The sequence below is a fragment of the Coleofasciculus sp. H7-1 genome (genome assembly GCF_057473865.1).
This window is the reverse complement of sequence record NZ_JBYCCT010000012.1, coordinates 19035-33212: the sequence shown is the minus strand read 5'-3', so window position 1 is coordinate 33212 and position 14178 is coordinate 19035. Positions and strand designations below refer to the sequence as shown.

Below are 14178 nucleotides of genomic sequence, written 5' to 3'. Positions count from 1 at the left end.
GACTGGTGTGGAGGCTGTTGGTCTTGCGATCTGGTCTGAGGTCTGAGGGCTGAGGTCTGAGGGCTGAGGTCTGAGGGCTGAGGTCTGAGGGCTGAGGTTTGAGGGCTGAGGACTGAGGTCTGAGGTCTGAGGTCTGAGGTCTGAGGTCTGAGGTCTGAGGACTGAGGACTGAGGTCTGAGGTCTGAGGACTGAGGTTTGAGGGCTGAGGACTGAGGTTTGAGGACTGAGGGCTGAGGTCTGAGTAGAAGAAAGTGGCGATTAAGATAGACAGGACTTACGCAAATAGCACCACATCTGAGGGCAACCACAGGGGGATTGCCCCTACACAACGCTATATGTATAAGCTTTGCGTAAATCCTGATAGAGTAGCAAGCAGAAAAAAAAATTTCGTCGCTTATAGCACTCAAGACTCAATACTTATAGCACTCAGGACTCAATTTTTTGCCGGAGTGGGAATAAAGTTCTTTATTCCCTTTTGACACTACCTCAATCCTCAGTCCTGATACCTCAATCCTCAGTCCTGATACCTCATTCCTGTTGATGTTAACGAGTCTCCAGAATCCTCTGGTCAAGCAAATTCGCAAGTTACACCGCTCGAAGGAACGGCGGGAGCGGCAAATATTTTTGTTGGAAGGGACGCATTTGCTGGAGGAAGCTTGTGCGGTTGATTATCCGTTAGAGACGGTATGCTGTACGCCCCAATGGCAGGAACGTCACCAGCAACTGTGGGAGCAAGCTTGTAATCGGTGTCAAAGGGCGGAAGTGGTGAGCGAGGAAGTTGTAAAAGCGATCGCTACCACGATTCAACCCGATGGTGTCATCGCTACGGCACCCCGGATGAGCCGCCAGATGTCCCCATTGCCAGTTACGGGTTTGGGGCTAATTTTGGAAACGGTGCAAGATCCGGGCAACCTTGGCACCATGATTCGCACTGCCGCCGCTGCGGGTGCCGATTGGCTGTGTGTCAGTGAAGATAGTGTGGATCTGGACAATCCGAAGGTGCTGCGAGCCTCTGCTGGACAATGGTTTCGGCTACCGATGCGGGTCAGTTCCGATTTGACCGCAGATATCTGTCAGTGTCGGGAACGAGGAATGCAAGTAGTGGCGACTGTGCCTAGTGCGACTTTAACCTACTGGGAGGTAGACTTACGCCGTCCCACGCTGATTTTGCTGGGCAATGAAGGCGCTGGATTGTCATCAGATTTAGTTTCACTGGCACAGGTGCAAGTGACCATTCCCCTGAGTTTAGGCGTCGAGTCGCTAAACGTGGCTGTAGCAGCTGCCTTGATGTTGTACGAAGTAAAGCGCCAGAATGGCAAAAGTTAGGAAGTAGCTGCTAGTCGGTAGTTATGGGTCAATCGTTAGTGGTTTTTTCGCTTTTACCGACCAATTACCAATTAGCCATTACCCGATGATTGTGTCTTTTTTTGCATATATTCCTCAATGTCAGCAGCGGCTTGTTCCAGCTCATCTGCCTCAGTGAATTCTTTTTGATGATTACCGCTGTCGGACTGTGGCTGGGATCGAGCCGTCTGATTTTCTGGCAATTCCAATAAATCCTGCAATTGCTCAAGCGATTCGTTAAACGCTTTATCAGCGGCGCGACGATGTTCTTGGTCATTCTGATTCATTACGCTGGTTCCACAAACACTGCTTTTGATGGCAGGGCACCCTGGTAATTGACAGCGATCGCCCTGCTTGAGCGATCGCTATTCTTTTAGTTTCTAAGATACAACACGCGGCTGAAGGGATGACCCATTCGTAATTTTTATAGAGAAAATTATAAAGAGAACAACTTGCACTCTTTAACTCCACAACCGATTGGGGACTTGCGCTCACCGTTGGTCAAGCTGAAAATAAGGAGGGCATCGTCGTCTAGGGGAGAGTAACGTGACTCAAGGATTTGATTACGATTTAGTGATTATTGGTGCCGGTGTCGGCGGACATGGCGCTGCCCTACACGCGGTTTCCTGCGGTCTCAAAACCGCAATTGTGGAAGCAGCCGATATGGGTGGCACCTGTGTTAATCGGGGCTGCATTCCTTCTAAAGCTTTGTTGGCAGCATCAGGTCGGGTGCGAGAGTTACGCAATGCCCACCACCTGAAATCGCTGGGGATTCAAGTTGCAGGCGTCGAGTTTGACCGACAAGCGATCGCCGACCATGCTAACAACCTCGTCACCAAGCTTCGCGGCGATTTGACAAACAGTTTGAAACGGCTGGACGTTGAGATTATTCAAGGTCGGGGGAAGATAGCTGGATCGCAAAAAGTCACCATCAGCACGGGATCGGGTGAAAAAACCGTTACGGCAAAAGACATTATCATTGCCTCCGGCTCAATTCCTTGGGTACCACCCGGAATTGAAATTGACGGTAAAACTGTTTTTACCAGCGACGATGGCGTGAGATTGGAGTCGCTACCTTCCTGGATTGCTATCATTGGCAGCGGTTACATTGGTCTAGAATTTTCTGATGTTTACACGGCATTAGGCGCTGAAGTAACCATGATTGAAGCTTTAGACCAGCTGATGCCTGGGTTTGACCGGGACATTGCCACAATCGCCGAAAGAGTGCTGATTAAGCCGCGCGACATTGAAACGAAAGTTGGCATTTTGGCGAAGACCGTTAAACCCGGTTCTCCCGTGGTCATTGAGCTAGCCGACGCCAAAACTAAAGAAGTTGTGGAAGTGCTGGAAGTAGACGCTTGCTTGGTCGCTACAGGTCGTATTCCGGATACTAAGGACTTGGGGCTGGACTCTATCGGCGTTGATACAAATAGGGGCTTTATCCCCGTCGATGACCGGATGGCAGTTTTGTCAGGCGGCGAACCCGTGCCTAACCTGTGGGCGATTGGAGATGCTACGGGCAAGATGCAGCTGGCTCATGCAGCGTCTGCTCAAGGTGTCGTGGCGGTAGAAAATATCTGCGGACGTCACCGTTTGATCGATTATCACAGCATTCCTGCCGCCGCCTTTACTCACCCTGAAATTAGCTTTGTTGGCAAGACGGAAGTAGCGGCGAGAGAAATGGGGAAAGAGGAGGGATTTGAAGTCGCGGTGGCGAAGAGTTATTTCAAGGGGAACTCGAAAGCGATCGCTGAAGGGGAAGCCGACGGGATGGCAAAAGTAATCTACCGCAAAGATACAGGCGTTGTGCTGGGCGTCCACATCATCGGAATGCACGCAGCGGATTTGATTCACGAAGCTGCAAACGCGATCGCTCAACGCAATTCTGTCCAGACTCTGGCATATTTTGTCCACGCACACCCTACCCTTTCAGAAGTGCTTGATGAAGCCTACAAGCGGGCTGTAGGTTCTCATTAGAAGGGTAAGAGTCATTAGTGATTAGTGATTAGTCAATTGCTGTGACTAATCACTAATCACCATTGACGAATGACCCATTACCGATTCCCGATTCCCCATGAATAATTGTGCCAAACTAAGAAATATGCAAATTCGCCGCCGTCCGCCCACTACATCTGTTGCTGCTAGCAGCGTTAGTTATCAGGTTGCCGTACCTGACGCCAAGCCGCGCCACATCTTGGAGGAAATTGTCTGGCAAAAAGAGACAGAAGTTAACCAATTGCGAGAACGCCTCCCCTTAGCGGAGTTGCAGCGTCAAGTGCAAGCTGCGCCTGCACCTCGTGACTTTTTAGGTGCTTTGCGACAAGGGAAGACGAAACCGGCTTTGATTGCAGAAGTCAAAAAGGCTTCTCCTAGTAAAGGAGTGATTCGGGAAGATTTCGAGCCAGTAGCGATCGCTACTGCTTATCAGCAAGGAGGAGCCAGCTGTTTATCAGTCTTGACCGATCGAAAATTCTTCTGTGGGAGTTTTGAAAATCTGGCGGCTGTTCGCGCTGCTGTAAACTTGCCAGTATTATGTAAGGATTTTTTGATATATCCTTACCAAATTTATCTCGCTCGACGCCACGGAGCCGATGCCGTTCTCCTGATTGCAGCAATTCTGAGCGATCAAGACCTCCAATACTTTGTCAAAATTACCAATGCTTTGAGGATGACACCGCTGATTGAAGTGCATACTCTAGCAGAACTAGACCGAGTATTATCCCTAGAAGGCGTTACCCTAGTTGGTATAAATAATCGCAATCTGGAAGATTTTTCCGTAGACTTACAAACAACCTGCCAGATTTTAGCGGTACGAGGTAGCGAGTTGCTTCATCGGGGCATTGCTGTCGTTAGCGAGTCGGGTCTGCACACGCCATCTGACCTCAGCTTGGTTGTGCAAGGGGGTGTTGATGCGGTACTGATTGGCGAGTCCTTGGTGAAACAGCCAGACCCTGCTGTTGGCATCGCCAACCTGTTTTCCAAGGGTTGAAACGCTTTTGCAGGATCGAGGAGGCTTGTGGGAAAGATGAGTAAAGAATTTCTTGATTCCGTATTCCGCCTTCGGTCTTGCCGAATATCCCTCCACATATAGGTAAATCAGGTTTCATGGAGCCAATTCCTCTGCCGTCTCATATTCACTACGAACTACTCCTGCAAATGTTAGAGCGCCAAACTTCATTCGCCGTTAGTCAAAAACCAGCAGTGCGAGAGCAAGTTCACCAGCTCATAAGTACCCTCCGCAAAGCAATGGCTCAACAGAAGCAACTGGAACAAACCTGCGAACGAGCAAATTTACCGATTGATTACCGTTGGTCTGTAAATAACATCGCCTTCGATCAACCACCCTCGCCGGATATTGTCACCGGACGCCGGGAACCTTAGGTATAAAAGGTTTTGAGATGAGAAAGGGTGTAGGAGCGAAGCCAGAGTTTTTAAATACCTGAATTTATACGCCTAGATGCTGGCACTGATGCTTCGTCCTCAATGAAGAAAAGTTGCCGGAAAGCCATAAAATTAGGGTCAATGCTTTCTGTTTACTTGGGTTATAAACGCTCCGAGAACTGCTAACTCATCACTCGTAAATGCGAGATGGCTGTTGGATGCCCCAAGACCGTTATTGACTTCTGGGAGGTTCGGAGTGACTGAACCAGATTCAGCCGATCGTTTTTGGTTAAACTCAGAGAAAGCTTCAGCAGACGCAGAGGCAACGGACGCTCCTGCCACTCCACAGCCTCACCCCAGCGAATTATCCCCGTTACAAGACCCACAAGGGCAATCTTGGGAGCAGGAGCGTCCACCAGCACCGCTGGGATTGGTATCGCCTTCGCAAGAACAGCAGCAGTTAGATCGCATTCATCAGTTAGAGCAGGCGTTGGCGGAATCTCAGGCTTGCGTAAGTGAGTTGAGGCTCCAACTGAGCGAGCAACATCTTTTGGAAACCCAGCTGGCATCGACAGAGGAAGTCGCGAATCTTCAACAGCTGGCACTCGATCAAAAGCAACAGCTTTTCGAGCAGCAGCAAGCGCTAGAGAGTCATCAATCGCAAGCGCTTCTCAAAGACGAAACGGTTCAAGAATTGTTAGCGACGATTGAAACTTTAGCCGAGGCGCAGGAAGGGGAATTAGGACGCCTGCGAAGGCAGCTGACTCAGAGCCGCAAGACTATCCAAAACAGTCAAACGCTGCTGGAACAAGAGCTAGCGAACAGACAAACAGCCCTAGAAGCCCAGCAACAGCGAGTGCAGGAGCTAAAATTCCAAATTCTGGAAGCTCGAACTCTGGTAAGGCGTTTGGAGGTGCAGGCGCTGGAGCAAGAGCAGCAAATGCAAGCGCTTTATCGTCGATGTAGCGATCGCGCTGCGGTTATCAATCAGCTGGAAGATCAACTCCAGCAAGCCAACGAAACTCTGGAAGACCAGCAACATCTGCTGGCAAACCTCTACGAGACTGAAGACCTGGTTGCGGAACAGGATGCAACTATTAAAGCTCTTTACCGCCAGATTGAAGATTTGGAAAACCAGCAAGACTTGCAAGTGAAAATTCAGGCTCGATTGCAACAAGCTTGCCACGACTTGGCAGAGTCGCGCGATCGCTATCAAGCCCAGACAAGCGAACTAGAAACTCACACTGCGACTCTGCAAGAGCAAATTCTCATGCAAGCCCAGCAAGCGGGTGAGTACGAAGCCGCCATCCAGTACTGGAAAGACCGTTGCAGTGCTAGCCTTAGCAGCGCTCAAAAACTTAAGGACTTCCTGCAACGAGTGCTAGCAGACAGCCCTGAAGAACTGGAAGAACTGTTGATAGCGATAGAACCCCCAACCGCTGCTGAGATTCCTCAGCCAATCAACCGAACTCCTTTATCATCCCCTCAACCCAACAAACATTTACAGGTAGACCTTCCGGCTTTTTTAAGAAAAATTCCACCGGAGAAATTAGAGTAAAGGATTTGGCTTTTTGTCAATCTTTCAGTAGTTATTAAGCCCTTACTTATATTGATATCTTGCACCAGTCGTATTACCCGCCTGGGGTTTAAATTCCACAGCTTATAGCTCAAGTCCATTGAAACTCACATCTTGCACCAGTCGCATTACCCGCCTGGGGTTTAAACCCCAGGCTTACTGAAGAAGACTGAGTAAGAATTTCAGTCCATTTCAATGGACTTGAGCTATGAGCCTTGAACTTGAGTTCAAGGACGTTCGGCGAGCGCTCAGACGTTCGGCGAGCGCTCAGTCGAGCCGTCGAGCCGCTGACTTTGGGCAAACTTGAGAACGGTGCAAGATGCACCAGTCGCATTACCCGCCTGGGGTTTAAACCCCAGGCTTACAGAATCAAGTCTTCTGAAGAAGACTGAGTAAGAATTTCAGTCCATTTCAATGGACTTGAGCTATGAGCCTTGAACTTGAGTTCAAGGCGGATGGGCAAACTTGAGAACGGTGCAAGATATGAGTTGAAATGGACTAAAAGCCTTGATATTTGGAAATTGGTTTCCTTGCGGGTGATAACTTTGGTGCAAGATATGAGTTGTAGGTACTAGCTCGTAAATAGACGTAAACCGATTACCCAATTACTGCTAAAAGCTAAAAAGGTCATTGCTAATTGGTGAATGGATTGGAAAAGATATGCGATTCTGGAGTATGCGCTCTTCAAGTTTAAGGACAGATCGATGGACGATAAGTTAATGTTGATGATTCCCGGCCCGACACCAGTGCCGGAACAGGTATTACTCGCCTTAGCCAAGCATCCCTTTGGGCACCGCAGCAGTGAATTTAGTAAGCTGATGGCTGAGGTGACGCAAAACCTGAAATGGTTGCACCAAACCGAGAATGACGTGCTGATGTTGACTGCCAGTGGTACGGGGGCGATGGAAGCTGGCATCATTAACTTCCTGAGTCCAGGCGATCGCGTTTTGGTTGGCTGTAATGGCAAATTTGGCGATCGCTGGGCGGAACTTAGCCAAGCTTTTGGTCTTAACGTTGATACGGTAAAAGCTGAGTGGGGTCAAGCCCTCGACCCGGAACATTTCCGGGAAAAACTAGAAGCCGATACCGATAAACAAATCAAAGCGGTGATTGTCACCCATAGCGAGACCTCCACTGGCGTTCTCAATGACCTGGAAACTATCAATCGTCACGTCAAAGCCCACGGTGAAGCTTTAATTATTGTTGACGCTGTCACCAGCTTGGGAGCGGTTAATCTGCCGATTGACGAATGGGGCATTGATGTGGTGGGATCTGGTTCCCAAAAAGGTTACATGATTCCCCCAGGACTAGGGTTTGTCTCTGTCAGCCCCAAAGCTTGGGAAGCTTACAAAACGGCTTCGCTGCCCCGTTATTACTTGGATTTGGGCAAGTACCGCAAAGATGCTGCCAAAAACACCACTCCCTTTACCCCGCCAGTGAACTTATTTGTGGGGCTGCACACTGCCCTGAAAATGATGAAAGCCGAGGGTTTGGAGTCTATTTTTGCCCGTCACCAGCGGCTGATGACTGCCACCCGCGACGCGATGAATGCACTCTCGTTGCCGCTGTTTGCGCCTGATGGGGCAGGCAGTCCGGCGATTACCGCTGTGGCACCGATAGGGGTGGATTCAGAACAAATCCGTAGCGTGATGAAAAAGCGGTTCGACATCGTCCTCGCTGGCGGACAAGACCATTTCAAAGGCAAAATCTTCCGGATTGGTCACTTGGGTTTTGTGAGCGATCGCGATATCCTCGCTGCCGTTGCCTCTCTCGAAGCCACGCTGCGAGAAGTAGGATACGAAGGCTTTACTCCGGGTGCTGGTGTTGCTGCTGCCGCTAGGGTATTTAGCACCCATTAGAGCGAAGCCAAGAGTCATGGAACGGTGGCAGATGAAGAGCGAACTGACTTTTTGGAGCGCTTCGCGATCGCATCTATTGTAGATTTGGGGTTAGTGGTGGGAGGCATAACCAGCGATCGCCCTCTCTCTAACCCCAGCGAACTGACTCTTTGGAGCGCTTCGCGATCGCCCTCTGATTATTTAGATTTATTGCCAATTCAGGGGCTGAGGATTCGGTATCATTAGTAAAGATTGTTACCTTTTAACTTGGCGATCTCTCCATGCAAAAAACCAAGTTGATCAGTCAACTTCTTGTTGGTGGACTGCTGTCCTTTGCCTTGGTGACTCTAGGCAATCAAGCTGTACAGGCACGGCGTACAGTCTCCCTGCCAGAGGCTAAATGTGTCAGTACTGGCCCTGGTCGTTGGCGTCCCTATAAGTCAGATGTTGCTGTGGGTAGAGCCGTCTACACCAGCCTTCTCAGTCTGGCTCCAGGCAACGCTTTTGTGTCAATGACCTGTAGAATCATGCCGGAGGGTTATGACACTTACTTTCAAACCCTGAATTTGGAATATGGAATGCGGGATAACGACAGCGGTAGTCCTCCCACCACGGTCAATATTTATTTAGATGGACAGCGTAAGGATTCTCGCACGATTGCCCCTGGACAGAAAGCCTCGTTATCATTTGATGTTACTAATGTCAATAATGTGGCGATAGAAACGATTTGTTCTAACAGATCGCAATATTGTGGTCGCGTTTATTTCTTCAAAGCGGCGCTGGTGCCTTTCCCCCCGCCTCCCAGTGCGAGTAAGTAGGGAAATGTGTCCTACACGAGCAGTAAGCGATCGCTCGCGTGTCGAGAGCAGGACTTACGCAAAGCTTATACATATAGCGTTTTGTAGGGGCAATCCCCTTGTGGTTGCCCCCAGATGTGGTGATGTTGCGTAAGTCCTGAAGAGGCGATCGCTCGCGCACCTGGCATGGAGCCGTTGTTACAGGACGCAACGCGATCGCTCAAATATTGAGTGTCGTCACAAGGAAGGCTCAGTCGCCGGACTCTCGGTGGGGCTGGGGCTTTCGCTGGGACTAGGACTCTCAGTTGGACTAGGACTTTCAATGGGACTGGGACTCTCGGTGGGGGTTTCGCTGGGACTCGGAGGCGGTGTTTCTTGGGTCTGCTTTTTCTCGGCTTGTGCAGCTAATTGGCGTAACCGCTCTTGCCAATACCGAATCTGCGGCAATCCAGGGTCGTTTGCAGCAGCAATTACGTCTTGCCACCGACCTTGCTCGAAAGCTCTTTGGGCATCCTTATATATCCCTTCTGCAACCGACCAGTTCAGGGGCCACTCTTGCAGCGCTTCCCGCACTTGTCCGTAAGCAGAACTGTTAGCAGGAATGGATCTAACTAGAGCGATCGCGCCCTCTAAATCTCCCGACTGAAATCTTTCCGTCGCTTGTGCGATAATCTCCCGTCCCCGATCGACGACAGGTTTCGGCGTTTCTGGAGAGGGTTTGGGAGTTGTTGTTGGAGAAGGCTTGGGAGTCGTCGAGGCAGATGAGCCACAATCGATAAATTTTCTAAATACCCATCCCTTGAGGGGCGAACTAATCGGCACCCACCCATTTTGTGCAGTGCCGGTAACAGATAAAATCATCCCTTGTTTGACGCTGCCTACTACCCTAGCGTTAGGGCTAGAACGTACATTTAATGGCCCCTCCGAAACTTTGCAAGTTTCTTGTGGTTTGTCTACCACTTCATTGTTATTACTGTTAGACCTTTCATCAGTTCTAGATTGCGGTTGAGAAATAGCGAAAAATCCCCCTATCACAAACACCAAAGCAGTCACACCGACCCCCATCGCTAGGGGAAATTTATTAGACGAGGAAGCAACAACAGGAGGATTGTACTCTTGACTGATTGGTTGTGGAGAGGGTTGCGGAGGAACTACTGGAAGGGTTTTCTGTTCAGACGGTGGAGTTGGCGGTGGTGGCGGCGGATACTCTACAGGTGGATATCCAACACCAACGGCTTGCTGTCCACCCCCATAGACTAGCTGTTGCAACTCCTGTAGCGCTTCCGTCGCTGACTGATAGCGGTCTTTGAAGTGGTAGCGGGTCATCTTTGTTAAAACACCTGCTAACCCTGGACTGACCGCCACCAGATGCTGCCAGAGAATCTCGCCTGTCTGGGGATCTTCGTGCAATTGCAGTGGCATTAGCCCCGTCAGCGCCTGGATGCCAATCATACCCAAAGCATAAATATCGCTATTGGGGCGGGGTCTGCCTTGCGCCTGTTCGGTTGGCATATAGCCGGGAGTGCCAATGGCAACGGTAGCACTGGCTTGTGCTTGATTGATGAGTGTTTGAGTTCGCAGTAGTTTGACTGCGCCAAAGTCAACCAAAACTAGCTTGTTATCTGAGTTGCGTCGGATTAAGTTGTCTGGTTTGATGTCGCGGTGGATGACGCCGTTGTAGTGGACAAATTCCAAAATGCTCAAGACTTGTTGCAGCATCTGGATGACTTGGCTTTCTTCCCAACGATAACTGGGTGAGAGTTCGGCACTGAGAGGATGCCCATCGATGAACTCTTGCACCAAGTAAAACTCTTGGTTTTCTTCAAAGTTTGCTAATAATCTAGGAATTTGGTCGTGATTTCCCAGTTGTTCTAGGGTTTCGGCTTCGCTGGTGAATAACCGTCTAGCCGTTTCCAAAAAATAAGGGTCGCTACTAGCAGGCTTGAGGTGCTTGACAACACAAGTTGGGGCACCAGGACGGCGGGTGTCTTTGGCGATGTAAGTTTTTCCGAATCCACCGGCACCTAAGGCTTGGACAACTTGGTAACGCTGGTCTAATAAACGCCCGATCATGGTGCGACCTGCCGAAGAAAGGATGTACGCTCAATATTAATACCACTCGGATCAACCCAACGAATCCGGAGAGGTTGTCAAAGATTTCACTAATTTTTTCAGATTGGCGTGTGAAGCGTTAGGGAAGCGTGCCTGTAAACACCGATAATGCACTGCTGATTTCCACCCAGAGAAGTAGCTAGATTTTGCGGAGGGATTGCGATCATGGTGAATACTAAGCATCCAGAGAAGCTTTAATCAGGCTTCAGATAGAATTTTGGGGTAGTATTTTCATTTGATAAAGAATATTCATCGGAATTGGTCGAAATATCGGCGATGGCGACAAAAGGCACAGCGGGAGTTAGGCGTGCAGCGAGAGGGGCTGTTGGAAGAATCCACGATGGATTTAAACTACATCGTTTTGATTATTGGTTCCTGCGCGATCGCTACTTTGGGATTGTTGACCAACAGTGCGGCTGTCATTATTGGTGCGATGATCGTTGCTCCGTTAATGTTCCCCATTCGAGGATTAGCCTTTGCCGCTTTAGAAGGCGACGTGATTCTGTTTCGCCAAGGGTTGGTTGCGGTAGTCGTAGGGACGTTTCTAGCGATTATTTTAGCGATGCTTCTGGGTTCTTTTGTCGGACTCCCAGAATTTGGCAGCGAAGTGCTGTCTCGCTCTAAACCGACTCTACTCGATTTGGGAATTGCTGTAGCCGCTGGGGGCATTAGTGGCTTTGCGAAAGTGCAGCCCAAAGTTTCTGGGACTTTGGCGGGGACAGCGATCGCTGTGGCACTGATGCCTCCCATTTGTGTCATCGGTTTGGGGCTTGCCCAAGCGAATTGGTCGCTGAGTCTGGGTGCAGCACTGCTGTACATGACGAACTTGCTGGGGATTACCCTTGCCTGTATGCTGACTTTTTTATTGTCAGGCTACACCCCTCTAGCGAAAGCAAGTAAAGCCCTCAGTTGGACGCTTGCTTTGACGGCGATACTTTTGATTCCTTTAGGGATCAGTTTTGTAGAATTACTCCGGCAAGCCCGACTAGAAGCGAGTTTGAAGCAGGCGCTACTGAAGAATACGATTACTTTTCAGCGAGTAGAACTGGTTAAAACTGAGTCTAACTGGTTAACGAACCCCCCTGAAGTTTATCTCACTGTTCGCGCTCAGCAAGTTTTAACCCCTAAACAAGTGCGGTTACTGGAAGAGTTTGTTGCAAAAAAAATGGGTCAACCCTTTACCTTAATTTTTCAAGTTAGTCAAGTCGAAAAGGTACAGCGAGAAGCTTCATCCTCGCCACCTTCCTCACCTCAGCCTTAAGTTTTTTCTGTCACATTTTTTTCAATTTTATAAGATAAAAATGATGCCAAAATTCACAGATATTACCAGTTGGGAGCAAGCTGAATTGCTCATGCAACCAGCTTTTATCCGAGTCATCGACCAGATTCGCAAACAGCTAGACGAATCAAGCTGGAAGGGAACTTATCAAGATGTGTTAATTTGGCCTGAGGGGACGCTGGAGGAAACTAAAACCACTTTTACAATATTAAGAGAACAGCTTGCATCTGCTTCTCCAGAGGAAGCTTCGGAGATAGAACAAGCTTTGGTAGCGATGCCCAATCCCTACCCTGGTTATCGACTTTGTTTGAAGCATCAAGACCAGCAAGTTACTGTTGATTTGTGGGAACTTTGTTATCAAGTCTGTTTTCGCAATTACGATCGAGCGATCGCTCACCCAGAGAATCAGCAAGTCCAGATTGATACTAGCTTAATTGAAGAAGACACTGGCGATGTAGACTGGAACCTCTTAGACGCTAAAGCGCGACAGCTAGTAGAGAAGGTGTTTGCGGACTTACCAGCAGCTTGAAAAATATGCGAGAAACCCTGTAGGCTTGAATGCTAGAGTTATTGGTTTATAAATTAAGGTTAAAGTAATGGTGACAACCAAAGAAGAACGAGCAGCGCTATCTTCTGGTGATGCTCGTCCCTCTGTACCGAGTGAAGTGACACTGGATACAGATTTAGAAACTCTAAACTTAAATTGGAGTGAAAAAGATTTACCCGAAAAACAGAGGACAAAACACGTTCATAGACTGCATCCATACCTGGGTAAATTTATCCCTCAATTAGTTGAGATATTTCTGAGAAAGTATTTTGTTCTTGGTCAAACGGTGCTAGATCCTTTCTGTGGCTCTGGTACAACTCTAGTTCAGGCTAATGAACTGGGAATTAATTCAATTGGCTGCGATGTTTCGGCTTTTAATATACTTCTGTGTTATGTCAAAACTGCTCCCTATGACTTAACTAAGGTAAGCAAAGAGGTCATGGATATTTTGCAAAAAACCTATGCATTAACTCAAAACTTTAGTAAATGTAAATTTGAGGCGGATTACCATCAGTTAAGTTTATGGGAAGAACACTCAAATGCTATTAAAACATTTGGAACAGATAACCAATATCTCAAACAATGGTTTGCAACTCAAGCTCTGCGTGAATTGCTTACATACCGACAGTTAATTGAAACTGAAGGATATGATTATCAGACTTTACTCAAAATTATACTGTCTCGTTCAGCCCGTTCTGCTCGTCTAACAAAACACTTTGATTTAGATTTTCCAAAACAGCCACAAGTACAACCTTACTGGTGTTATAAGCACTCAAGAGAATGTCACCCAACTACTGAAGCGTTAAAATTCCTAAAGAGATATAGTCTTGATACTCTTAAAAGGCTTGAAGAGTTTTCTACCCTACGTACAAGTGCCAAAGTAGAACTCTATCACACTGACAGCCGTGAAGCCATATTTCCTCGCATAGATGGAGTTATCACAAGTCCACCCTATGTTGGTTTGATTGACTACCATGAACAACATGCATACGCTTATCATTTACTGGGATTGGAAGATAAACGTATTGAAGAGATTGGTTCAGCCGCAAACGGTTCTAGCCAAAAAGCACAACGACAGTATCAAAAAGGTATGGCGACAGTTTTCCAACGTGCAGCTGATGCTCTTCCCAGTGGTGGTCGGATGATCGTAATAGCAAGTGACCGAGCAAATCTTTATCCTGAAATAGCTAATCTTGTTGGTGTGGAAGTAGAAGCTACTGTTCAGCGTCATGTTAACCGCAGAACAGGAAGACGCTCCAGCGAATTTTATGAATCTGTATTTATCTGGAGAAAGTATTGAGGA

The 14178-nt window shown here is 48.4% G+C and carries 15 protein-coding genes and 1 pseudogene; 12 read left to right on the top strand and 4 right to left on the bottom strand.

The window, feature by feature from the left end; translation table 11 throughout:
- Positions 1–309 (bottom strand): annotated as a pseudogene (locus AC2VDX_RS03375) (hypothetical protein); the annotation flags it as partial.
- A gap of 232 nt (positions 310–541) precedes the next feature.
- On the opposite strand from AC2VDX_RS03375, the gene AC2VDX_RS03370 reads away from it, so the two are divergent.
- A complete protein-coding gene (locus AC2VDX_RS03370; RefSeq protein WP_378174791.1) occupies positions 542–1327 on the top strand; it encodes a TrmH family RNA methyltransferase in 786 nt (261 codons plus the stop codon).
- A gap of 71 nt (positions 1328–1398) precedes the next feature.
- On the opposite strand, the gene AC2VDX_RS03365 is transcribed toward AC2VDX_RS03370, so the two are convergent.
- Positions 1399–1632, bottom strand: coding sequence for a hypothetical protein (locus AC2VDX_RS03365; RefSeq protein WP_378174794.1), 234 nt, complete (start codon positions 1630–1632; stop codon positions 1399–1401).
- Positions 1619–1840: a hypothetical protein gene (locus AC2VDX_RS03360; RefSeq protein WP_378174797.1), complete on the bottom strand. Its 222-nt coding sequence runs from the start codon at positions 1838–1840 to the stop codon at positions 1619–1621. The genes AC2VDX_RS03365 and AC2VDX_RS03360 overlap by 14 nt, the downstream gene beginning before the upstream one ends.
- Positions 1841–1891: 51 nt before the next feature.
- Here AC2VDX_RS03360 and lpdA point away from each other — a divergent pair, with 51 nt between their 5' ends.
- From lpdA to AC2VDX_RS03320, 8 genes are all read left to right on the top strand, one after another.
- Positions 1892–3322 (top strand): dihydrolipoyl dehydrogenase, encoded by a 1431-nt coding sequence (gene lpdA / locus AC2VDX_RS03355; protein WP_378174800.1) that lies wholly within the window; start codon positions 1892–1894, stop codon positions 3320–3322.
- A 124-nt stretch (positions 3323–3446) separates the two neighbouring features.
- A complete protein-coding gene (gene trpC, locus AC2VDX_RS03350; protein ID WP_378174803.1) occupies positions 3447–4334 on the top strand; it encodes an indole-3-glycerol phosphate synthase TrpC in 888 nt (295 codons plus the stop codon).
- Positions 4335–4450: 116 nt separating this feature from the next.
- Positions 4451–4726, top strand: a complete 276-nt coding sequence (locus AC2VDX_RS03345; RefSeq protein ID WP_378174806.1) for a DUF5340 domain-containing protein — start codon at positions 4451–4453, stop codon at positions 4724–4726.
- A 256-nt stretch (positions 4727–4982) separates the two neighbouring features.
- Positions 4983–6284 carry a coiled-coil domain-containing protein gene (locus AC2VDX_RS03340; RefSeq protein ID WP_378174809.1) on the top strand — a complete coding sequence of 434 codons (1302 nt, stop codon included), beginning with the start codon at positions 4983–4985 and terminating at the stop codon, positions 6282–6284.
- Between the two features lie 233 nt (positions 6285–6517).
- The gene (locus AC2VDX_RS03335; RefSeq protein ID WP_378174812.1) at positions 6518–6694 is read left to right on the top strand and encodes a hypothetical protein; all 177 of its coding nucleotides are present in this window, start codon (positions 6518–6520) and stop codon (positions 6692–6694) included.
- 312 nt (positions 6695–7006) lie between these two features.
- On the top strand, positions 7007–8161 hold the full coding sequence (locus tag AC2VDX_RS03330) for a pyridoxal-phosphate-dependent aminotransferase family protein (RefSeq protein ID WP_378174815.1): 1155 nt from the start codon (positions 7007–7009) through the stop codon (positions 8159–8161).
- 24 nt (positions 8162–8185) lie between these two features.
- The gene (locus tag AC2VDX_RS03325) at positions 8186–8386 is read left to right on the top strand and encodes a hypothetical protein (protein ID WP_378174818.1); all 201 of its coding nucleotides are present in this window, start codon (positions 8186–8188) and stop codon (positions 8384–8386) included.
- Between the two features lie 35 nt (positions 8387–8421).
- Positions 8422–8958 carry a hypothetical protein gene (locus AC2VDX_RS03320; RefSeq protein ID WP_378174821.1) on the top strand — a complete coding sequence of 179 codons (537 nt, stop codon included), beginning with the start codon at positions 8422–8424 and terminating at the stop codon, positions 8956–8958.
- 216 nt (positions 8959–9174) lie between these two features.
- On the opposite strand, the gene AC2VDX_RS03315 is transcribed toward AC2VDX_RS03320, so the two are convergent.
- Positions 9175–11010, bottom strand: coding sequence for a protein kinase domain-containing protein (locus AC2VDX_RS03315; RefSeq protein WP_378174824.1), 1836 nt, complete (start codon positions 11008–11010; stop codon positions 9175–9177).
- A gap of 274 nt (positions 11011–11284) precedes the next feature.
- On the opposite strand from AC2VDX_RS03315, the gene AC2VDX_RS03310 reads away from it, so the two are divergent.
- From AC2VDX_RS03310 to AC2VDX_RS03300, 3 genes are all read left to right on the top strand, one after another.
- The gene (locus tag AC2VDX_RS03310; RefSeq protein ID WP_378174827.1) at positions 11285–12310 is read left to right on the top strand and encodes a DUF389 domain-containing protein; all 1026 of its coding nucleotides are present in this window, start codon (positions 11285–11287) and stop codon (positions 12308–12310) included.
- A 40-nt stretch (positions 12311–12350) separates the two neighbouring features.
- Positions 12351–12857 carry a hypothetical protein gene (locus AC2VDX_RS03305; RefSeq protein WP_378174830.1) on the top strand — a complete coding sequence of 169 codons (507 nt, stop codon included), beginning with the start codon at positions 12351–12353 and terminating at the stop codon, positions 12855–12857.
- A gap of 67 nt (positions 12858–12924) precedes the next feature.
- Positions 12925–14175 (top strand): DNA methyltransferase, encoded by a 1251-nt coding sequence (locus AC2VDX_RS03300; RefSeq protein ID WP_378174833.1) that lies wholly within the window; start codon positions 12925–12927, stop codon positions 14173–14175.
- Positions 14176–14178: the final 3 nt, after the last annotated feature.

Bases quoted from the DNA above. Each gene is read 5' to 3' on its own strand.
- AC2VDX_RS03315 (WP_378174824.1), bottom strand. From the start codon at position 11,010: ATGATCGGGCGTTTATTAGACCAGCGTTACCAAGTTGTCCAAGCCTTA.
- AC2VDX_RS03305 (WP_378174830.1), top strand. From the start codon at position 12,351: ATGATGCCAAAATTCACAGATATTACCAGTTGGGAGCAAGCTGAATTG.
- AC2VDX_RS03300 (WP_378174833.1), top strand. From the start codon at position 12,925: ATGGTGACAACCAAAGAAGAACGAGCAGCGCTATCTTCTGGTGATGCT.
- AC2VDX_RS03320 (WP_378174821.1), top strand. From the start codon at position 8,422: ATGCAAAAAACCAAGTTGATCAGTCAACTTCTTGTTGGTGGACTGCTG.
- AC2VDX_RS03365 (WP_378174794.1), bottom strand. From the start codon at position 1,632: ATGAATCAGAATGACCAAGAACATCGTCGCGCCGCTGATAAAGCGTTT.
- trpC (WP_378174803.1), top strand. From the start codon at position 3,447: ATGCAAATTCGCCGCCGTCCGCCCACTACATCTGTTGCTGCTAGCAGC.
- AC2VDX_RS03330 (WP_378174815.1), top strand. From the start codon at position 7,007: ATGGACGATAAGTTAATGTTGATGATTCCCGGCCCGACACCAGTGCCG.
- AC2VDX_RS03345 (WP_378174806.1), top strand. From the start codon at position 4,451: ATGGAGCCAATTCCTCTGCCGTCTCATATTCACTACGAACTACTCCTG.
- AC2VDX_RS03370 (WP_378174791.1), top strand. From the start codon at position 542: ATGTTAACGAGTCTCCAGAATCCTCTGGTCAAGCAAATTCGCAAGTTA.